The sequence below is a fragment of the Nitrospirota bacterium genome, assembly GCA_016219645.1.
Classification (GTDB): domain Bacteria; phylum Nitrospirota; class Nitrospiria; order Nitrospirales; family Nitrospiraceae; genus Palsa-1315.
The window spans coordinates 37,949-58,552 of the sequence record JACRLR010000020.1; the positions used below are offsets into that span (position 1 = coordinate 37,949).

The 20,604-nt window shown below is 56.1% G+C and carries 14 protein-coding genes; 11 read left to right on the forward strand and 3 right to left on the reverse strand.

Features of this window, described 5'->3' with window-relative positions; all coding sequences use genetic code 11:
• Positions 1-72 precede the first annotated feature (72 nt).
• The 6 genes from HZB34_09420 (at position 73) to HZB34_09445 (ending at position 9,185) form a co-directional block, all read left to right on the forward strand.
• Positions 73-2,454 (forward strand): tetratricopeptide repeat protein, encoded by a 2,382-nt coding sequence (locus HZB34_09420; GenBank protein MBI5316178.1) that lies wholly within the window; start codon positions 73-75, stop codon positions 2,452-2,454.
• A 287-nt stretch (positions 2,455-2,741) separates the two neighbouring features.
• Positions 2,742-3,293, forward strand: coding sequence for a polysaccharide biosynthesis/export family protein (locus HZB34_09425; protein ID MBI5316179.1), 552 nt, complete (start codon positions 2,742-2,744; stop codon positions 3,291-3,293).
• Positions 3,294-3,537: 244 nt separating this feature from the next.
• Complete coding sequence (locus HZB34_09430; GenBank protein ID MBI5316180.1) at positions 3,538-4,671, forward strand: outer membrane beta-barrel protein; 1,134 nt, start codon at positions 3,538-3,540, stop codon at positions 4,669-4,671.
• A 62-nt stretch (positions 4,672-4,733) separates the two neighbouring features.
• The gene (locus HZB34_09435) at positions 4,734-6,500 is read left to right on the forward strand and encodes a lipopolysaccharide biosynthesis protein (GenBank protein MBI5316181.1); all 1,767 of its coding nucleotides are present in this window, start codon (positions 4,734-4,736) and stop codon (positions 6,498-6,500) included.
• A gap of 162 nt (positions 6,501-6,662) precedes the next feature.
• Complete coding sequence (locus tag HZB34_09440) at positions 6,663-7,538, forward strand: CpsD/CapB family tyrosine-protein kinase (GenBank protein ID MBI5316182.1); 876 nt, start codon at positions 6,663-6,665, stop codon at positions 7,536-7,538.
• A 201-nt stretch (positions 7,539-7,739) separates the two neighbouring features.
• On the forward strand, positions 7,740-9,185 hold the full coding sequence (locus tag HZB34_09445; protein MBI5316183.1) for an AAA family ATPase: 1,446 nt from the start codon (positions 7,740-7,742) through the stop codon (positions 9,183-9,185).
• A gap of 234 nt (positions 9,186-9,419) precedes the next feature.
• Here the strand turns inward: HZB34_09445 and HZB34_09450 are convergent, their stop codons facing one another.
• On the reverse strand, positions 9,420-13,103 hold the full coding sequence (locus HZB34_09450) for a DUF255 domain-containing protein (protein MBI5316184.1): 3,684 nt from the start codon (positions 13,101-13,103) through the stop codon (positions 9,420-9,422).
• A 47-nt stretch (positions 13,104-13,150) separates the two neighbouring features.
• The gene (locus HZB34_09455; GenBank protein MBI5316185.1) at positions 13,151-14,092 is read right to left on the reverse strand and encodes a transposase; all 942 of its coding nucleotides are present in this window, start codon (positions 14,090-14,092) and stop codon (positions 13,151-13,153) included.
• Between the two features lie 398 nt (positions 14,093-14,490).
• Between HZB34_09455 and HZB34_09460 the strand changes: the two genes are divergently transcribed.
• The 4 genes from HZB34_09460 to HZB34_09475 all read left to right on the forward strand — a co-directional run bounded on the left by HZB34_09460 (position 14,491) and on the right by HZB34_09475 (position 19,639).
• On the forward strand, positions 14,491-15,933 hold the full coding sequence (locus HZB34_09460; protein MBI5316186.1) for an NAD-dependent malic enzyme: 1,443 nt from the start codon (positions 14,491-14,493) through the stop codon (positions 15,931-15,933).
• A 214-nt stretch (positions 15,934-16,147) separates the two neighbouring features.
• Positions 16,148-16,780, forward strand: coding sequence for a J domain-containing protein (locus HZB34_09465; protein MBI5316187.1), 633 nt, complete (start codon positions 16,148-16,150; stop codon positions 16,778-16,780).
• Between the two features lie 7 nt (positions 16,781-16,787).
• Positions 16,788-17,987 carry a ribonuclease D gene (gene rnd / locus HZB34_09470; protein MBI5316188.1) on the forward strand — a complete coding sequence of 400 codons (1,200 nt, stop codon included), beginning with the start codon at positions 16,788-16,790 and terminating at the stop codon, positions 17,985-17,987.
• Between the two features lie 398 nt (positions 17,988-18,385).
• Positions 18,386-19,639, forward strand: a complete 1,254-nt coding sequence (locus HZB34_09475) for a GGDEF domain-containing protein (GenBank protein MBI5316189.1) — start codon at positions 18,386-18,388, stop codon at positions 19,637-19,639.
• A gap of 86 nt (positions 19,640-19,725) precedes the next feature.
• Here HZB34_09475 and arsC read toward each other — a convergent pair whose 3' ends face one another.
• Positions 19,726-20,076: an arsenate reductase (glutaredoxin) gene (gene arsC / locus HZB34_09480; GenBank protein ID MBI5316190.1), complete on the reverse strand. Its 351-nt coding sequence runs from the start codon at positions 20,074-20,076 to the stop codon at positions 19,726-19,728.
• A gap of 77 nt (positions 20,077-20,153) precedes the next feature.
• Between arsC and HZB34_09485 the strand changes: the two genes are divergently transcribed.
• Entirely contained in the window at positions 20,154-20,534 is a 381-nt protein-coding gene (locus tag HZB34_09485) for a hypothetical protein (GenBank protein ID MBI5316191.1), read from the forward strand.
• Positions 20,535-20,604: the final 70 nt, after the last annotated feature.

A 20,604-nucleotide genomic window follows, 5' to 3' on the forward strand; every position in this document is an offset into this window, starting at 1 on the left:
ACTTACTACTCACCACTTCCTACTTACTACATTTCGCTGGCATGATCCTCGCTCGGCTGTTACTGTAACCGCATGAAATTTCAGAACATCATTATAATGGTGGTGGTGTTTTCGCTTTTTGCCTGTGGAGGGCCGGAGGAGCGGAAGGCTACGTACCTCGCGCGGGCGAAAGAGTTCATTGAAGCAGGCAACTATCCAAAAGCCCGGGTCTCCCTACGTAATGTCCTCAAGATTGATCCGAAGGATGCGAATGCCCATTTTCTGTTTGCTCAAGTAGAAGAAAAGGAAAAAAACTGGCGGAACGCCGTCGCTCTGTATCAGGAGGTCGTCTCGATCAATCCTGATCACACCGGCGCTCAGATCATGTTGGCGAAGTATTACCTTGAAGCCAGACTGACCGAACATGTCGTCTCAGCGGCGGACAAGGTGCTGGCAAAAGATCCTCAGCAGCCCCAAGCGCAGGCCCTCAAAATTGCGGTGCTGGCTGTGGAGGGAAACCTCTCTGATGCCAGAACCAAAGCCGAGGCTTTGAGGTCGCAATTTCCAACCGAGCCTGATGTAGCCATCTTACTGGCCACGCTCTACAGCCAGGAGCAGCACTATCGCGACGCGGAGGCGACGCTGCAGCAGGCGCTGGAGGCCCATCCGAAAGACATGGATCTCCTGAACAATCTGAATCAGATCCTGATCCAGGCCAAAGATATGGCAGGTGCGGAGAGAGTCGCGCGCCGTATGATTGAAGCGGAACCGACCCTATTTGATCACCGGCTCAGGCTGGCCCGGTTCTTCAATGAGCAGGGGGCCCATGACAAGGCAGAGGCAGTATTGCGCGAAGCCATCGCCCTCGATCCGAATAGCGAGGAACGCCGTCTCCTGTTGGCAGATTTTTTCAGTGGGAGGAAAGATCATCGTGCCGCTGAACAGGCGCTCCTGGAAGCAGCAAATAAATTGTCCCATTCGACAAAGATCCAATTCGCCCTTGCAGCTCTGTATCTTAAGAGTGGACAGGATGCCAAGGCACGTGAGCTCTATGCTTCAATGGTCAAGGAGCACAAGGAGAAGCCACCGGGCCTCGAAGCCAAGGTGAAATTAGCGGAGCTGGATCTTCTTGCAGGCAAACAGGCTGAGGCAGAACGGCAAGTAGCAGAAGTCTTAAAGGAAAATCCCCGTTCGTCCGACGGGCTGGTGCTCTCAGGCCGGATAGCCCTCGCGAGAAGGAACGGGAAAGAGGCGGTCCAGGCCTTTCGAACCGTGTTGCATGACCAGCCGGAGCTGGCGACGGTACATTTTCTGCTCGGCCAGGCCTATGTCCTGACCGGGGAGAGCAGTCTGGCGAAAGAAAGTTTCGAGCGAGCCGTGGCGCTCTATCCCGGACAAATCGATGCGAGGCGGGCACTGGTCGCATTGGAGAGCCAGAGCGGTCAGTACCAGAAGGCCCGTGCCAGACTCGACGATTTGTTGAAGCAGCGGCCGGATGATGTGGCAGCGCTCGAGATGTTGATGCGGGTGGATCTCATCACAAAAAATTGGGTGGAAGCAGAGCAGACACTGGAGCGTCTCCGTACCGCATCGAAGAATAGTGTCGTCGCCATCATGGCTGAGGGACGGTTGCGGCAGGCGCAGGGGCAACTCGACAAGGCTGTCATTGCTTATGACCGTGCCGTGACCCTCGCTCCGAACGATCCTGAACCCCTGGTCACTCTGGTGAAGCTTGATGTTGCCCAAGGCCATGCGGATCGCGCGAGGACTCGCCTCGATGCATTGCTCGCTACGAAGCCGGACCATCCATTCGGCCATGGGCTCCTGGGTGAGGTGCTGGCTCTTACCGGTCATCCGCAGGAAGCCGATATCCAGTTTCGAGAGGCTACCAGGGTGAACCCCAAATGGCTCACGCCTTGGCTCGATTGGGGAGAATTGTGGATCGGGCAGAAACGGCCGGAGCAGGCCTTGCAAGTCATTCAGGCAGGCCTGAAGGCCAACCCCGAGAGCGAGGAATTGCAGATGCTTCTGGCATCGGTGTATTCCACGCAAGGCCAAATTGATCAAGCCATCACAGCCTATGAGGGAGCCCTGCGACTGAATCCCCGTAACGTGCTGGTGGCGAACAATCTTGCGGTCCTGCTCGTCGATTACAAAGGAGATCCCCAGAGTTTACAAAAAGCCTTTGCCTTGAGCCGCGACTTCGAGAAGGAGGCGCCACATCCGCTCTTTCTGGATACGTTGGGATGGGTCCAGTTCAAGATGGGGCAACAGGAAGAGGCCCTTCGTCTCATGAAGGGGGCCGTGGCCAAATTGCCAGAAGCCCCCACGTTGAACTATCATCTTGGCATGGCCTTCTATCAGTCAGGAAAGACCGCTGAGGCCAAAGTCTATCTTTCCAAGGCTCTGAAAAGTCCGGAAACCTTTGAAGGGCGTCAGGAAGCGGCGAAAATTTTGGCGCAGCTCAAAGGATAGTAAGTGGTGAGTAGGGAGTAGTGAGTGGGGGTGAGTGGGGAGGTGAGGGGTAAAACTGGTAAGTGGCGAGTGGTGAGTAGCGAGTAGCAAGTGGGGGTACGGGGTGAGTAGGGAGCGTTGGAGGCCTGAGGTTTGAGGTTGGAGGCAGGAAGAAAGGTTGAGGCTGAGGTTAAGGTTAAGTCGGGAAGGCATGAAGAGGGGATGCAACTGATATGAGGAAATTCAAATCTTCGCTCAACCTTAACCTTAACCTCAACCTTCCCTGCCTGGCCTTGTTTTTTGCCTTGATGGCAGGTGGCGGGGTGGCATGTAGTTCCAATGTGATAGGAGCAACTGCGACGACGCCGGCGGTTGATGCCGGCTATCGACTTGGAGCGGAAGATGTCATGTCGATTTCCGTGTGGAAGGACGAGCAGCTTACCAAGGAAGTCGTCGTACGACCGGACGGGATGGTGTCCTTCCCCCTGGTTGGCGACATACAGGCGGAAGATCGCACGGTTGAGGAGATTCGTGTCGACATCGTCAAGAGGCTGAATAAATACATCCCCAATCCCAATGTCTCGGTGGCAGTCTTGAAGGTGCTGAGCTACAAGGTCTATATCGTCGGCCGAGTCAACAAACCGGGAGAGTACTTGATCGGCCACTATACAGACGTGCTCCAGGCCTTGAGTTTAGCCGGAGGCTTAACACCCTTTGCCGCAGAGAATGACATTAAGGTGATCCGGCGCGTGAAAGGCCAGCAGCAGGTCTTTCCCTTCAGATATGGTGACGTCCGAAAGGGGCAGGATCTGGATAAGAACATTCTATTGCAGCGCGGCGATGTGGTGATGGTCCCCTAGAGAAAGGTTGAGGTTAAGGTTAAGGTTGAGTGGGGAGGGAAGGAAGAAGGTTAAGGTTAAGGTTGAGCACGGAGAATTAAGAAGGTTGAGGTGAGCGGGCTCAAGAGAGGTTGAGGTTCAGGTTAAGGTTGAGTGGGGAAGATTTAGGTTAAGGACACAAGACTTGGTATTTTCTTCACTTAACCTTAACCTCAACCTCAACCTTCTGAGCAGGGCTCTTTGTCTAGCCCTGCTACTCGGAGGAATGCCGCTCTCCCTCGTTTGGGCTGCTGAGTGGACGGTCCTGCCGTCGATTGGAGTGACCGGCATGTACAACGATAACTTACTTATGACCACGCAGCCGCACGATGCGACCTATGGGTTCTGGGTGTCACCAGCAGCAGAGCTTACGGGAAAAACAGAAAACCTACGTGTAAGTAGTCAGGCCAAAGTCTCCTTTGCGTCATACTATGGAGGGGACCCGTTCAATTTTACCAATTATTTCCTGCCATTATCTGTTCGCTATCAGACCGAGAAGGATCTGCTGGCCTTTACCGGCGGATATATCCGTGACAATACCCTGTTGGGAGAACTGCTGGACACAGGCTTAGTTGTGCGCTTCACCCAGAGGAACCAATGGACTGCCAATCCGACCTGGACCAGGAAAATCACTGAAAAACTGTCGTCGCAAGCAGGTTTTCGGTTCAATGATACCAGCTATGAGGACGCCTCGAATACTGGCCTGCGGGACTATCAACTCTATGGTGGATCAGGCGGGCTGCTCTATCAAGTGACCGAGAAGGACCAACTCCAGCTATCGGGCACATACATGAATTTTCACACAATAAACTCTCCAACGCCGGTCCGCTCCAGCATTCCAGGTGTCAACCTGGCCTTGACCCATGCCTTCACAGAAACTCTGACTGGAACGGTATATGGCGGACCCAGTTTTGTCAGTTCGACGGCCAACACTGCCAGTGGTAACGTAACAGCTCACAATACAGTCTGGCTTTTCGGCGCCAATATCACAAAAAAGTTTGAGCAAACTTCTGTCCAACTTGAAGTGGGGCGGAGTATCGTACCGAGCGGAGTGGGTTTGCTGGTTCAAGTAGACCGTGCAGGCATGACAGTTTCCCATAATCTGACCGAAGCTCTGACTGCCTCTTTCAACGGTTTCGCTAATAAAACCTCAGCCATCTCGTCGCAGGCATCAGCCCAATTCCCTGAGCAACATTTCTTGTCTGCCACGCCTGCGATCACCTGGAAATTTGCCGAGTGGTGGAAGGTAGAGCTGTCCTATAGCTATCGGTATCGTGAGGTAGACGGGGTCGCAGGCATAAGCACAGGCACAGCCACATCCAATAGCACGATGTTCACGCTCTCCTACAACTACTGGTAAGTCGCGATGCAGTACGTACATTCTAGTACTCAATGATGGTGAAATAGGTTAAGCTTCTGTCGATGGCTACCCAACAAACATCACGAGATTCTGAGTCCAGCTACGGGCTGCAGGACTATCTGGCGATATTCCGTCGTCGCCGTACGCTGATTCTCCTGGCGGGGGGGAGTCTGTTGATCCTCAGCCTTGCTGTCGCGTTCCTCTGGCCTGCGACCTATAAATCCATGGCGACCATTCTGATCGAGGAACAAGAGGTTCCGACCGATCTGGTGCGGTCGACGATTACCAGTTACGCCGACCAGCGAATCGAAACGATCAAACAACAGGTCATGAGCCGCACGACCCTGTGGAAGGTTGTGGAACAATACGATCTCTATCCCGACCTGCGCCGAAGCGATCCGGCTGAAGTCGTCTTGAAACGGTTCGCCAACGATATCGAAGTTTCCGTGATCAGCGCCGACGTGGTGAACAAACGCACGAATACCCAGATGAAGGCCACCATCGCCTTTACGGTCTCATACCAGAGCGAACAGCCTATCCTGGCGCAGAAGGTGGCGAACGAGCTGACCAGCCTGTTCCTGGGGCAGAATCTAAAGAGCCGGGAGAGGCAGGCGCAGGAGGCGACGACGTTTCTCCAACAGGAGGCGGAAAGCCTTTCCGCTCACATCAACGAGGTGGACGACAAGATTGCAGCTTTTAAACAGAAGGCAAACGGTGCCTTGCCGGAACTGATGTCTCTCAATTTGTCACTCTTGAATCAGACCGATCGAGAACTGATGGACATCGATCAGCAGATCCGATCCCTCGAAGAACGGAGAACCTATCTTGAGGGTGAACTGGCCACGATCAAACCGAATACTCCGATCATGTCCGTGACAGGAGAACGGATCCTGGACTCAGCAGAACGTTTACGCTCCCTGCGCGCAGAATATGCCGGAGCCTCTGCCAATCTGGCCCCCGATCATCCGGACATTGTGAAGATGAGGCAGGAGATCAAGGCCCTGGAGAAGGAAACAGGACAGGCTCCCGAGGTCGAGGAAGCTACGAAGCAGCTTATCAAGGCCAAGGCCGAACTTGCCACTGCCTCAAAACGGTTAGGCAGCGACCACCCGGACGTCGTGAAGTCCCGCCGGACTATTCAAGCATTGGAACAGGAAGTCCGGCGGCTCGGCCCTGCCACCCTCAGAAAACCCATGCTGAGGCCGGAAAACCCCTCCTACATCAATATCCAGGCTCAGCTCAATTCTGTGAATTCTTCCCTGGACTCCCTGAAGACCAGCCGCAAATCTGTGAAGGAGCGGCTCCTGGACTACACAACACGCCTCGAACGGACCCCGGAGTTGGAGCCTGACTATCTGGCCCTGACCCGCGATCGCGACACCTCAGGGCAGAAGTACCAGGACATCCGCTCACGGCTGTTGGAGGCCAAGGTCTCGGAAGGATTAGAGGTCCAGCGAAAGGGCGAGCGGTTCTCTCTTATCGATCCGCCAAGCTTGCCCGGGAAGCCGGATAAGCCCAACCGGCCTGCCATTGTCCTTTTAGGATGTATTTTAGCCCTCGCCGGTGGAATCGGCGCGGGAGCCGCAGCGGAAACGCTCGACCGTTCGATCAGGTCACCGGAACAGATTGTACAACTGACACAGTTGCTCCCTCTGGCGGTGATTCCCTTCATGCCGAACGAGCGGGATCTTTCACGGGCCGTGAGACGCCGTCTCCTCCTGAAAGGAGCAGGAGTCGGCGCACTCGTGACAATCTTCGCCTTGCTCCATGTGTTCGTGACGCCGTTAGATGTACTGTGGTATGCAGCCCTCCGGCGGTTCGGGCTTTGAAGAGAGGTTGAGGTTAAGGTCGCGAGTGGCAAGTAGTGAGTAGTAAGTGGTGAGTGGGGGAGCGAGAAGAACGTTCGAGGTTTGAGGAATGGGTTGATTCGATGATTACCTTCAGCCTTTAGCCTTCAGCCTAGGGTTCTGCTCACCCTTCAGGGAGAAGACATGGACCGTTTCCGGGCTGCGTTGCAGCTTCATAAGAATAAACAGCAGAGCCGGCAGGGTCATGCTGCTATCAGGTCACAGGGCAGCAGGCCGGCAGCGGCCATGCCTGTCGACACCCAACCTGTGCCTCTTGACCCCATCGTCTATACGAGGACGAGGTCTCTGGAAATTCCACTCTCCTGGCTTCGTGAGCAGCGAGTCATGACGGCTTATGACAAGGGACCGTTTGTCGATGCCTTTAAGATTTTGCGGACCCAGGTCATGCATCGTCTGCGAGAGAACGCGTGGAATGTGATAGGCATCACCAGTCCGGATGAGGGTGAAGGCAAGACATTGACCGCCGTGAACCTGGCGGTAAGTCTTGCGATGGAGACAACCCAGACGGTGCTTCTCGTTGACGCGAATCTCATGAGGCCGGCGGTGCACGAAGTCTTCGGCCTCGGCGACGATTGCCCCGGCCTCACGGACTATCTGTTGGATGACGAGCCGCTCGAAGATCTCTTGCTGCATCCGGGGATCGATCGCCTTGTCTTCCTGCCGGGAGGAGTGGCTGTGTCCAATTCGACAGAACTGCTGACGTCACCCAAAATGGTGACCTTAGTCCAAGAGATGAGGCATCGCTACCGTTCAAGGATTGTAGTATTTGACCTTCCCCCGCTGCTGCACACAGCAGACGTGCTGGCGTTTGCTCCCTATACGGACGCGCTGCTCCTTGTCGTGGAGGAGGGGAAAACCACGGCTGAAGAGGTGAAGAGCGCCATGTCGCTGGTCACAAAATCCCATCCCCTGTTGGGAACGGTATTGAATAAAGCCGGGCACTTGTCTGCGACGCCGAGAAGCATGAGAAAGATGCTCTCGAACGAAGTGGAGGAGTAGTAAGTAGTGAGTAGTGAGTGGTAAGTGGGAGGGTGGAGGCGGGAAGAAAGGTTAAGGTTGAGGTTAAGGTTGAGCTAGGAGGGGAATGAAGAAGGTTGAGATCATGGTTGGGTAGAGAGAGATTGAGAATTCGCAATTCTGAATTAGGAATTTCGAAGCTCGAACTCAACCTTAACCTCAACCTTAACCTTCCGATCTGATATGTACGAGACTTTCTACGGACTCAAGACTAAACCATTCGCGCTGCTGCCGGATCACGACTTTTTGTATCCCGGCTCGACGCATCGTGCTGCCTACAGCCTCCTGGAGTATGGCCTGATCAATGAAGCGCCGTTTATGGTCTTCACCGGCGATCCGGGGATGGGCAAGACGTCCCTCTTACAGAAACTTGTAGCCGAGCATGGGACAAAGCATACGATCGGCCTCGTCACAAATGCCCGCTACGATGTTGAGCACCTCCTGCCCTGGATTCTCTTGTCTCTCGGATTGAGCAAGCACAAACTTGATCCGGTCGAGGCCTATCATGTCTTTTCTGAGTTTCTGACCCACGAGTCGAAACAGAACCGGCGGGTCATTCTGATCATCGATGAAGCCCAGAGCCTTGGCTCAGACTTGCTCGAAGAATTGCGGCTTTTGTCCAATTTGAACGATGGAAAAACGTTGAAGCTGCAGATCATCCTGTCCGGCCAGCCGGACCTCCATACCCTGCTCCGGCGCATCGACATGACCCAGCTTGCCCAACGGATTGTCGTGGACTACCACTTGGACCCGCTTTCGGAAGAGGAAACAGGGATGTGCATCCGTCACCGGATACAGGTTGCCGGCGGGCATCCCTCACTGTTCACGGATAAAGCCTGTGCGCTGGTGCATCGTTTGACGCGAGGCAATCCTCGCCTGATCAATCAGGTCTGCGATGTCGCCTTGACCTATGGGTACGCGGAGCAGGCGAGGGTGATCACCTCCAAGCTGGTCGCACAAGCCGCGTTCGATCGAAGCAAGGGTGGGATTCTCCCGATCGCGACGCTCGAAGATCTCTGCGCGTTGGCCTGCGCTCCGGAAGATCCTACCGAGATCGATGCAGCTCCTCCGCAGCCGGGCTCATCACAGCCGAGGCAGGCCAGTGCATCCCGGGATTTTACAGACACCCCTTCGATCGGCGCCCCTGAACCCTTCTATGAAAAGGGAGTCGCCATGAGGCGGGAAGGCCGGTTCAGAGAGGCGATCAATATGCTCGAGATGGCCGAGATGCTCGAGCAGTCGGGGAAGGCCCCGTCCATGGGGCTGAAGGCCCAGGCACAGATCGGCCTCTGCCACAGGTCGACGGGAGACTATCAGGCGGCGATTCAGGCCTTCCGCTCTGCGTTGAAGGATGAGTCGGCGACTCCCCAGGAAACGATGGACGTCCAGTATTTTCTCGCGCGGACGCTGGAATCAGCGGGGGAAAAAGCAGAAGCGGCGCCCATTTACCGCCGGATCGCTCAGGCGAACCCTCGTTATAAGGACGCGGCCCAGCGGGCCAGGGATCTGTCCTCAAAGCAGAAACATTCCAGTAATGGCAACGGGAATGGCCACGGCAAACGAGAGGATGATAGCGACCGGTCCTGGCTCGGCAAAGCGATCGCGCGGCTGATATCGACAAGAGACTAGGCTGGTTTGTTTAGTTTGTTTAGTTCATTTGGTTTATTTGGTTCATCGAACGGGCCTTCTTCAACCAAATAACCAAACAGACCAAATAAACCTCTTCTACATCTTCTGGGCAAGAGACTAGAACTGTTTATTTGGTTTATTTAGTTCATTTGGTTTGTTTAGTTCATCAAGCGGGCCTTCTACCTGATTCGTCCGAATCAACCAAACAAACTAAACAAACCAAACAAACCTCCTCTACATTTCCTCCCTCATCTTTTCGTACACCTTCCTTACCTCCCGGAGAGGCTCCCATCCCATGACCGCCATCGAATCTTCTGCGTAGGCAGGGGAGCGCATGCCGTTCAACACGCAGGTCACGCCGGGCGTGCTCGTCAGGATCCACAGGGCTTTACGGGACAGAGATTCTCCTCGCCTTGCTTCCGGCAAGAGGGGATTGAGGGTCGCCGACAACGAGGCAGTTTTGGCACGACTGCGTTCTGTCGCTTCTCTGCGGAGCCCGCGCAACAGCGTGAGTAGCTGCGGCACATAGCGATCCCGCCAGGCCTCCCATTGCTCAGCAGCAGTTCCGGTCAGATGCCGGGACAAGGCCTGCAGCACTTGATTCACATGCGGCGCGATCATCTGTTGTTCGATCTGCTCCCAATGTTCCAATCCCTGGATCTGCTGGCGCACGCGCGTAAGCTCGGCGGCCCAGTTGAAGAAGTCGGAGGGGGCCATGCCTTGCGCGCTGAGTTGGACGGATGGGGCGATGGACTTTCGATATTCTTCTTCAAGTTCTGCGACCATGGCACATTGCTTGTCGAAGTCCACCGGATCGCCGTAGAGCGGAAAATCCGCCAGCCGGACGACACCGGTCTGTTTTGTCGGCATGGCATTGAGCGGGCGATTGACCAGGACCGCGATGCCTTCCCGTTGCGCCACCTCTAATACCGTCGCTTGCTGACCTAAACCCGTGTTGGGCATCACCAGCGCGCCTGCTTCATGGAGATTCATGGGGCATTGCAGCACCGCAAAGTGGTGGCGGTCTAGGCCCTGTGCTTTCGCGGCAACTCGCGCCGCATCGCAGAGACGGGAGAGGGACGTCGCTTCTGCATTCGAAGGCTCGGCCGTGACCGTATTCGACGATACACCATAAGACCGGATCCGTCCGGCAGCGACCTGCGACTCAAAAAATGTGAAGGCCTGTTCAATCCGGCGGTAAAAGGTCTCCCGCGCTTTCTCAAGATCTCTCCCCCCATGATGGGCTGCCTCCGACAGGAAATATTCAGGGTTATGCAGGAGACAGACATCGAGGGTGGCCAGCCCTAGACGGTCCAATGACAGGGTGAGTTGATCGGCCAGATACTCAGGGTGGATACAGTGCCAGATGCCGTCCCCATATTTGACCATCTCTGGATAGGGGCGCCCGGCCTTTTCCCGTTTCTCCGCCTGTTTCAAGTTGTCCCCTTGGACATAGCCGATCTTCGAGACAACGATGACTTCTTCACGGGTCAGCTCACCGCCCTTGATCAAGTCGCGCAAGACAGAACCGACGAGGCGCTCACTGTCGCCATCCATATAATTCGTCGACGTATCGATCAGGTTGACGCCTTCCCGTAGGGCCTTCGTGAGTGCGTCTCGATGCTCGGCGTCTCTGGTGTCGACACGATAGGTCCCGAACCCCAATCGTGATGTCGTCAAGGGACTGTTGCCGAACCGGCTATAGCCATGCTCCATACGGAGATTCTGGCGTGATCGGCTCAGGATGCGCGCGGCATATCTCGCTGTCCCCTCTGCGCTGGCAGATCCGGGAAGGGCCGTTCCTTGCAGAAGTGTCTGTCTGGTTGACTGCTCCTTTCGCTGCGATTCTGACAGCAGCGCTTCAGTCACCTCTTTCGGATCGGTGAGGGGACGCTGACAGGAAAAGTTCCGGCAGATGTAGAGGGCCGCCTTCCCCTCCACCAACCCCTTCCCGGCCAGCAGGGGATGGCTGGACTGGGTGCCGGTCCCATCGCTGGAGGCGATGACCCGATTGGGGAGGAATACCTCGCGTACGGCGAGCTGCAATCCCTCTAGTCCCGGGTCGCCGGCGGCTCCGATCAACGCCAATTCAATCGGTCCTTCCGCCAGCAAATCGACGGCAGCAAGGCTCTTGGCAAAGGCCCTCGGATAGCGGGCCATCTGCCGTCCGTAGGAACGAATCCCGCCGATCGCCGCTTCACGCAAGTCATGGCGATCGAAGTGAAACGAGAGTCTCGCCAGGGCTGAGACTGCGACGGCATTTCCACTGGGCGTCGCGCCATCTGCCCCTTCGCGCGCCCGGATGATCAAGGGTTCATGCGTTTCCGCTGTGGTGTAGAACCCTCCCTGCTCCTTATCGTGAAACGAGCCCACCATCCGCTCGCCCAGTTGAAGCGCGGCAGTGAGATACCGTTCCTGCCCGCAGGCTTCGTAGAGATCGATCAACCCCTCCGCCAGATAGGCGTAGTCCTCCAGCACCGCGTCGAGGTGGGCACGGCCCTGCCGGGATGTGCGGAGCAGATTCCCCTCGGGAGTCCGGTGCAAGGCGAGGAGGAAGTCTGCCGCCTTCATCGCTCCTTCGGTAAAACGTGTGATGCCCAATACCCGGCCGGCCTCGGCCATGGCTGACATCATCATGCCGTTCCAGGCCGTAATGATCTTGTCGTCGAGTGCGGGCGGGATGCGCTGTTGACGGGCGCGATAGAGGAGGGGACGGACACGTTGGACCGTCTCGTTGAGCTCATCAACTGTGAGGTTCAATTCCTTGGCTACGGCTTCCATGGGACGCAGCCGGTTCGGGATGCTCCGATGTTCCCAATTCCCCGGCTCGGTAATATCGTAGCAGGCACAGAAGCGGCGGGTATCTTCCTCATTCTGCAGCGCGGCCTGGATTTCCGCCGGCGTCCAGACGAAGAATTTTCCTTCGACCCCTTCCGAATCCGCATCCGTCGCGGAGTAGAATCCTCCGGACGGATCGGTCATTTCCCGGAGAATATAGTCGAGCACGTCCATCGTGACCTGGCGGTAGGAGGCCCGCTTGGTGACTTGATAGGCTTCCAGGTACGTCCGGGCCAGAAGCGCATTGTCGTAGAGCATCTTCTCGAAATGGGGAACCAGCCAGCGCTGGTCGGTGGAGTAGCGCGCGAACCCTCCGCCGATATGGTCGTAGATCCCCCCGTCCGCCATCGCATCGAGCGTGCTTGTGACCATCTGCAGCGTGCGGCTGTCCCCTGTTCGCCGGTAGCAACGGAGGAGCAGGGAGAGCCCTGCCGAGGGGGGAAATTTCGGCGCGTTGCCGAATCCGCCGTGGCGCTCATCGAAATCCTCACGGAATTGCGTCACCGCTTCATCGAGCAGGGAGACACTGACGGAGATAGGGGAGGCCGATTTGACTTCACTTTTCAATCGTTCGGTCAATTGACGCGCTTGATTTGTGAGGTCGGCGGAGTCTGTCGCCCAGGCTTCGGCGATCTTCTTGAGCAGGCTGGGGAACCCCGGGCGGCCCCAGCGGTCGTCCGGAGGGAAATAGGTGCCGGCAAAGAACGGCTGCTGATCCGGCGTGAGGAACACAGTCATGGGCCATCCACCCTGTCCATGATTGAGGGTGACGGTCGCCTGCATGTAGATCTCATCGAGATCCGGGCGTTCTTCCCGGTCGACTTTGATGCAGACAAAATGCTGGTTCATGAGCGAAGCAATGGTCTCGTTCTCGAACGATTCCCGCTCCATGACGTGACACCAATGGCAGGCAGAATATCCGATCGAGAGCAGGATGGGACGGTTCTGTGATTTCGCTGCCTGAAGCGCCTCCGGCCCCCAGGGATACCAGTCGACCGGGTTCGAGGCATGCTGGAGGAGATAGGGACTGGTTTCGTGGACGAGACGATTGGACCTTGCTGCTTCCGGTGACGTAGACATGGCGCTACGGTAGCATCGTGGTCGGAGAAGGGTCAATCAGTGAGGGGTCAGTTCTTGACTTTGCACTTGGCAAAGAGCCGCGCTTGCGGCGGAGTGAGCGCCGCAGCTTCTAGCGCGGTTTGAATTTTCGAAACCCGAGAAGGCGAAATGCGAAAACGCATGGCCACGGTCTGCAAGGGTTCGTTCGCGGCGCGCCGCAGCAAGTATACGGCTGTTTGATACGCCTCGCGGTGGGAACGATTGAGCAGGGCGCCCGGGTGAAGTCGATAGGCCACAGCGACGTGCTGGATGACATCTTCGGGAGTCAGACGAGTCGGACGGGTCTGAACGGTCGGCACATTCGTCACAGGCTTCCCGCGCACGAGTTGTTCGATCCGCTCGAGGAAATCCGGACCTCCAAGAAAAATTTGGCCCGTCACATCTTTCCACGGTGAAGGCTGGTGGATCCCCTCCGTGACGAAGCGTTGGTATGCCATTCGAGCATTCGCCATGTTGCTCTCGAAGAGTGAGAGTACGGTCGCAGTGTCGAGCCAATCTGGTGCTGCGTGTGTTCCTACGGTGGCTCGATAGCTGCTCCACGCCCACGCTCCCACTGTGTTCACCATGCCGGCTCGAACCGGATTTAGCACGACATAACGACACAGTTCTTGCAAATAGTTTTCCTTTTCCACAAGGAGGCTCTTAAATCGGCCCTGCAGCACGTGCCCAACACGGTGGTGACGGCGATTGAACCATTGTGTGTAGGTGCCGTGGAGTCGTTTCAGGCCTCGACTGAGATTGGGCTCTGGCGTTTCGATCACAAGATGATAGTGATTGCCCATCAAGCAATAGGTGTAGCATCGCCAATGTTGCTGCGAAATTTCCCGACCGAGCAAGCGGATAAACTGCTGCCGATCTGTGTCATCCACGAAGATGGACTGCTGCGCGTTGCCCCGGGCGGTGATGTGGTAGAGCGCGCCAGGGAATTCGAGACGGAGTGGGCGAGCCATGAGGCGATACGATAGAAGTGACGTAGTGCAAAGTCAAGAACCGACCCCATCTTCCCAACTGGTTGATTTGGTTGATTTAGCAGGCTGTTGACAAAGTCCGCCAGCGGCGTTCTCGCGGCGCTCAGAGGCTCAACGTACTGCAGAGAGTACGCTTCGCCTCGTCGCTTGCTGCGGCCTTGCTGGACGGCCTTTCTGAACAGCCTGCGATGGCTTCTGAATGAACCAAACAAACAACTACCGTTCTGCTCCAGCTCTTGATCGCTGTTGTGGTAATCTAACGGAGCAACGGAGCGAAGCCGGTTTATTTGGTTTGTTTGGTTTATTTTGTTGTTCGGACCAACCGCACTAAATAACGAAACAAACCAAATAAACCAAACAGACCCACCAGGGGATTAGCCATGAATGACAACGGGCCGTATTCGAACTACCGCCTGACTGTTCGCATGGAACTCGCCAACATACCAGGCATGTTTGCCAAGGTTGCTGCGATTCTGGCTGAGGAAGGCGCGAACTTGTGCGCGGTGGATATTGCTTCTGCCACGGCCGACCGCATGGTGCCGGACGTGACCTTCGATGTCCACAACGAAGCCCATGGAGAGAAGGTGCTCGCTCGGATCGCCGCATTACCGGACGTGAAGGTACTCTCGGCTTCCGATCGGATTTTTCTTCTCCATCTCGGTGGAAAGATTCACATCCAATGCAAGTTCCCCATCACAACCAGAAACCTCTTGTCGATGGTCTATACGCCGGGAGTCGGGCGCGTCTCGCAGGCGATCGCGAAGGACAAGACGAAGGTCCATGTCTTTACCAGCAAAGGCAACTCCGTTGCCGTCGTCACAGACGGGTCGGCAGTGTTGGGGCTCGGCAATCTCGGCCCTGAAGCTGCGTTACCGGTGATGGAAGGGAAAGCCATGCTGTTCAAAGAGCTGGCGGACATCGATGCATGGCCCATCTGCCTCAATACCCAGGATCCCGATGAGATCGTGCGTACCGTTCAGGCCATCGCCCCCGGGTTCGGCGCCATCAATCTGGAAGATATCAGTTCGCCTCGTTGTTTCGAGATCGAACGCCGGTTGAAAAGTACGCTGGATATTCCCGTCATGCATGACGATCAGCACGGCACAGCCGTGGTCATCCTCGCCGCCTTGACCAATGCGCTCAAGGTCGTCGGGAAACGGATGGAAGACATCCACGTCGTGGTCAACGGCCTTGGCGCAGCTGGAACCGCCTGCTGCAGAATGCTACTGGCTGCCGGTCTCTCTCACTTAATCGGGTGCGAGCCGAATGGTATCGTCTTGCGAGGAGACGGCGAGCAGCTGAGAGCCTGCCGGACAGATCTCACCCCCTGTATGACCAAAGACCGTCCTCAGGGCACCCTCAGGGATGCGCTGAAGGGAGCCGATGTCTTTATCGGATTATCCGTCGGCCATATCCTCACTGCAGAAGATCTGGATCTGATGGCGGTAGATCGCATCGTCTTTGCGATGGCCAATCCTGACCCGGAAGTCGCTCCTGAGCTTGCCGCGTCGCACTGCCGGATTTTCGCGACGGGGCGCTCGGATTATCCGAATCAAATCAACAACGCGCTCGCGTTTCCCGGCATCTTTCGAGGCGCGCTCGACGTGCAGGCACGCGACATCAATGAAGCCATGAAACTCGCCGCGGCAAAAGCTCTCGCTGAGACCATTCCCACTGCGGCACTCGGAGCGGACTACATCGTTCCAAGCGTCTTCGATAAGACTGTTGTCCCGCGCGTGGCAAAAGCCGTGGCAGCAGCTGCGCGCGAGACAGGCCTGGCACGCCGCCGCAGTAAGCCAGGCAACGACATCCCGTCGGCCTGACCGGCAATTCTCCCATTTTCTTCCCTATTTTCAGCACTTCAGGCACGGGGCTAGCCTATGCTAGAATGCGCCCCAATGGGAGAAGGTTGAGCGCAGAGGTAAAAGAGAAGTTGATGTTCTAATCAAGGGTTAGGAGCGGGGAAGCTGATTATAATTCTGTGTCCATTCTCCGAACTCAACCTTAACCTCAACCTCAACCTTTCGTCTACGAGCTATGCCTTTTTCACAACGTAAATTTATCAAGTTTCAGAATGGCATGAGACGGCGGATCGAGTCCTTGCGTCCGAAGGCCGAAGATAGTCTTGAGGTTGCCGTCGACACCATGATGCTGGAGCGGGTCGACAGTTTCTTCCGTATTGAAGAAGGGCTGGAGGAAATCCTCAAGTCGCTGGCCCAGATTGAAGATGAAATCGGGGAGATCCGGGATCTCGCCGGTGCGATGCGTTTGGAATCCCGTCTGGAGTTTGTGGAAGATCGATGGGATGATTTCGACAGTGAGATTCGAGAGCGTCCCCGTCGCCGGCGCAGGAAAGTCAGCCTGGCCGATATGTTGAAAGCGGCTGGTGGAGGAGGAGGGGACTTTTCGCAAGGGTCGAGCAACATCAACAACGCCATGGACGCCTATGCCGCGATGGGAGTAGAATTCGGCAGTTCGCTCGCCGATGTCACAGCGGCATTTCGTCAAAAGGCGAAGCAATTCCATCCGGATTCGAATAACGGCGACCGGAGTGCTGAACCGGAGTTGCGCCGCATGTTGGAGGCGTATCAATTCCTCAAGGAATACTTGAGCCTCAGCAATGTGGAGCCACCGCGGCCCCCGGACGCCGCCTACCGCCCTACAGAATGAACCCCACGTGACAGCTCATCCACCGGCCCAATATGTGACCGACCAGCCTGCGCTTGAATCTCTCTGCAAGGTCTTGAGGCAAAGCCCGCGGTTGGCTCTGGATACCGAGTTCGTCGGTGAAGACACCTTCATCCCGCGACTCGAGCTGATTCAAGTCGCCACTGCCGGCACCGCTGCCGTGATCGACTTTCCCGCCGTGCAAGCCAGCGGCTCGCTCGACATATTCTGGGAACTCATCTGCGATCCCAAGGTCGCCAAGATCGTGCACGCCGGGCGGCAAGATCTCGATCTCTTTGCCACCCATGCAGGGCAGATCCCCAAGCCGTTTTTCGATACGCAGATCGCCGCAGCCATGGTCGGATACGGAGCCCAAATCGCCTATGCCAACCTGGTTCAACGTCTCCACGGCACGAAGCTGGCCAAAGCCCATACCTTTACCAACTGGAGCGCACGCCCCCTTTCGGACGACCAGATTTCGTATGCGCTGGAAGACGTCGAATTCCTGCTGTCAATCCATACACATCTGCAGGATCGTCTGAATACGCTCGGCCGTTCGGAGTGGGTCGACGAGGAATTTGCCCGACTCGAAACGGCGGTGGGGGAAAAGAGCCGGGAGCCGCAGGAACGCTACCAAAGAATTAGAGGCTGGGAAACGCTCAAGCCCAAAGGGGCTGCGATACTTCGTGAGTTGGCTGCCTGGAGGGAAGCGGAAGCCCGACGCCGGAATGTGCCCCGCGGGCGGGTCATGCGAGACGAGGTGCTTCTCCAACTGGCTCGCCATCCACCCAAATCGCTCAATGACCTCCGTGGTCTCCGCGGCGTCCATTCCTCTGAGGTCGATCGCCATGGGGGACAACTGCTGGCCTCTATCACATCGGCACTGGCACTCCCCCCATCTGCATGGCCGGCGGTCCCGAGCGAGAGAAAACCGGACCCTGAGTCAACCGGCGTCGTCGAGCTGCTGCAGGCTGTCCTGAAGGCCCGCGCAGCAGAGGAGGGGATCGCCCCCACCATGATTGCTACCAGCGCCGACCTGCAAACACTCTTGGAGGGCAAACAGAACCGAGCCACTCTCGATGTTCCGATCCTCCGTGGCTGGCGACGACAATTAGTCGGCAATCTAATGCTACAAGTCTTGGAGGGAGCGGTCACGATCAGCGTGGATAAGAATTCGGGTTCGCTGCGGCTGACCCGGGGAGGGTTATAGGAACGTTTGTTTGGTTTGTCTTGTTTGTTTGGTTGCTTTAGTTGATCTCGTTAAACCAAATAACTAAACAAACCAAACAAACCAGTTCTGACTTCCCTTTCCCACAACAATCTTCCAGTACTGTTCAAAAACGCCCCTGCCTCGCCCCCAACCTTCACTGCTTCCGACTGCCTGATCGGAAGAGCCAAATTTCGCCCCGCAAAGCCATGGTTTTTCAGTCATGTCGCCTTGTCGGTTTCTGTGGACTCCATTCCTAGATCGATGGTGGCCGGGTACGGATCTGGCACCAAACGAGCGAGATGCGGTTCATTTGGTTCATTTAGTTTCTTTGGTTTCTTTTGTGCTTCGGACCGAACCAACCAAACAAACCAGCTGGACCAAACAAACAAAACAAACCAATGCTAAGTCTGCTCTCGAAACCTCTCCTTGCCCTGTTCTTCCCCGGAGGACTGATTTTTCTCATCGCGATCGGATTTCTTCGCCCCCAGGGGCTCCCCATGTGGCTGCAGCCGCCGATCGGCGCTCTACCGTATATCGTTCTCACATTCGGGCTCATCTTTGGCTGGTACTTTTCCAGCAGCCGCATGATCCTGTCCCTCCTTGTGCTGACACTGGCCGATCAGGCTACGACACTGCAGACCCTTGTCGGCGTGACGGCTTTTCTCGTTCCTCTTAATCTCTTGGCCTTTTCGATCATCAAGGAGGATTCCCTCTCGACGCTTCGTGGCATAACTAGAATTGTACTCGTCCTGATCCAGCCATTGCTGCTCTGGCTCTGCCTTCCAGACCAGCTAGACCTGGCCTCCGCTTTCACACGCGAGTACATCCCCGCTCAGTACACAGATTGGACGCCGATTCCACAGGCGGCGCTCTGTGCCTTTGCCATTGCGCTGCTCCTGCATTTTGTACGATTCATCCTTCACCGTGATCCATTGGAGGGAGGGGCTATCTGGGCATTGTGTGCCGTGTTCACGGCCTATCACGCCAGCCGGTATGGATGGCAATCGGCAAATTTTTTCATGACGGCCGGCTTGATTCTCTTTGTCACCCTGCTTCAATCTTTGTATCAACGGACCTACCGGGATGAACTCACCGGTATCCCGGGCCGCCTGGCCTACGACGAAGCGATCGGGCAACTCGGAAAACGTTTTTCCGTCGCAGTCGTCAGCATCGACCAACTGACTCAGTATGCCAACACCCACGGAAAATCTGTCAGCGAGCAGATATTGAAACTGGTTGCACCCAGAGTTCAGGCCGCTTGCACTGATGGCCAGATCTTCCGTGCGACTGGAGAAGAACTGACCCTGCTGTTTCCGGGAAAATCGACCACAGAAACTTTGCATATCCTGGAGACGATCCGGAAAACAGCGGAAGCGATCAGTCTGTTCCTCCGGGGATCAGATCGGGTATGGGAAGCGCATCGAGGGACCACAAAAGCCGGGGGACGCGATCGAGAGCTTCCGATCACTCTCAGTATCGGCGTGGCGGAAAAACTGACCGACAGTGCGACGCTGAGCCTGGTGATTAAATCGGCCTACCTTGCGCTCTATGAGGCCAAGGGGACAGGAGGGAATGTCGTGAAACGTGGATCAACCGCGAGTATCCCGGCACGGCGTTCGCGAAAGCTTGAGGCTAAGGTTGAGGTTGAGTAGGAAAGCGGAGGGTAACCCTCTCCCTCAAACCTCTAACCGTTTGCCTCCCCCCTCAACCTTAACCTCAACCTCAACCTTCCGTCGTCCTACAGCAGTGTCTTCACAGACTCCGCCGGTCTGGCCAAGATCGCCTTCTCACCCTTTTCGACAATCGGACGTTGAATGAGGTCTGGATGGGCCACCAACACATCGAGCCACTCATCGTCCGACAGTGTCTTTTTCGCCAAGCCGAGATCCCTGTAGATGTCCTCTTTCGTTCTTAAAATGTCCTTCGGTGAAAGGCCGGCTTTCTTCAAAAGGTTTTTCAGTTGTGCCTTCGTAAACGGCCTCTCGTAGTAATTGATGGCCTTGAAGGGCTTGCCGCTGTCTTTTAGCAACTGCACCGCCTGACGGCATGTGCTGCAGGTTGGTTTCTGGTAAATCGTGACCTCACCCATACCTCTACTCCTTCCTCAGCGTCTTGCCTGCCTTGACGCCATTTTTATCTATGTGATAGAGAAAACCGGAGACACACATGATGCCGACTCCAATCTTCGGAACCAGCTCGACTGGACAGTTTTCCTGCGCCACAGATACCCAACACAGCCTACGAGACCTCCGAACGAAGCGCAAGGGGCAACCGGTGTTCGTCCTCGGCCATGTCCTGGCCAGGAAAGGGCAGGAAGGAACCTTTGAGGTCTTTAACGATCGTTTGGCCCTCATCAAATTTTCTGACGGCGGAATAATCGGATATGACCCGCTGGAGCTGCTCTTGCCCACTGACATCGATGACAAGGGCATCGCCTACTTCGAAATTCGTCCCTGCCAACAGTGCGAACATCTCTTCCCCTTGACCTCAGCAGATTGTGAGGCAGCAGAAGAACCAACCTCCTGCCTGGAATGCCGGCAAGCGTAACAAGCGCGTATCGCGCTTGTTACGCTCGTTTATTTGGTTTGTCTCGTTTGTTTGGTTGGTTTGGTTCGAA

Excerpts from the sequence above, each read along its gene's own strand:
- HZB34_09420 (MBI5316178.1), top strand. The coding sequence starts at position 73 with ATGAAATTTCAGAACATCATTATAATGGTGGTGGTGTTTTCGCTTTTT.
- HZB34_09425 (MBI5316179.1), top strand. The coding sequence starts at position 2,742 with ATGGCAGGTGGCGGGGTGGCATGTAGTTCCAATGTGATAGGAGCAACT.
- HZB34_09430 (MBI5316180.1), top strand. The coding sequence starts at position 3,538 with ATGCCGCTCTCCCTCGTTTGGGCTGCTGAGTGGACGGTCCTGCCGTCG.
- HZB34_09435 (MBI5316181.1), top strand. The coding sequence starts at position 4,734 with ATGGCTACCCAACAAACATCACGAGATTCTGAGTCCAGCTACGGGCTG.
- HZB34_09440 (MBI5316182.1), top strand. The coding sequence starts at position 6,663 with ATGGACCGTTTCCGGGCTGCGTTGCAGCTTCATAAGAATAAACAGCAG.
- HZB34_09445 (MBI5316183.1), top strand. The coding sequence starts at position 7,740 with ATGTACGAGACTTTCTACGGACTCAAGACTAAACCATTCGCGCTGCTG.
- HZB34_09450 (MBI5316184.1), bottom strand. The coding sequence starts at position 13,103 with ATGTCTACGTCACCGGAAGCAGCAAGGTCCAATCGTCTCGTCCACGAA.
- HZB34_09455 (MBI5316185.1), bottom strand. The coding sequence starts at position 14,092 with ATGGCTCGCCCACTCCGTCTCGAATTCCCTGGCGCGCTCTACCACATC.
- HZB34_09460 (MBI5316186.1), top strand. The coding sequence starts at position 14,491 with ATGAATGACAACGGGCCGTATTCGAACTACCGCCTGACTGTTCGCATG.
- HZB34_09465 (MBI5316187.1), top strand. The coding sequence starts at position 16,148 with ATGCCTTTTTCACAACGTAAATTTATCAAGTTTCAGAATGGCATGAGA.
- HZB34_09475 (MBI5316189.1), top strand. The coding sequence starts at position 18,386 with ATGCTAAGTCTGCTCTCGAAACCTCTCCTTGCCCTGTTCTTCCCCGGA.
- arsC (MBI5316190.1), bottom strand. The coding sequence starts at position 20,076 with ATGGGTGAGGTCACGATTTACCAGAAACCAACCTGCAGCACATGCCGT.
- HZB34_09485 (MBI5316191.1), top strand. The coding sequence starts at position 20,154 with ATGATGCCGACTCCAATCTTCGGAACCAGCTCGACTGGACAGTTTTCC.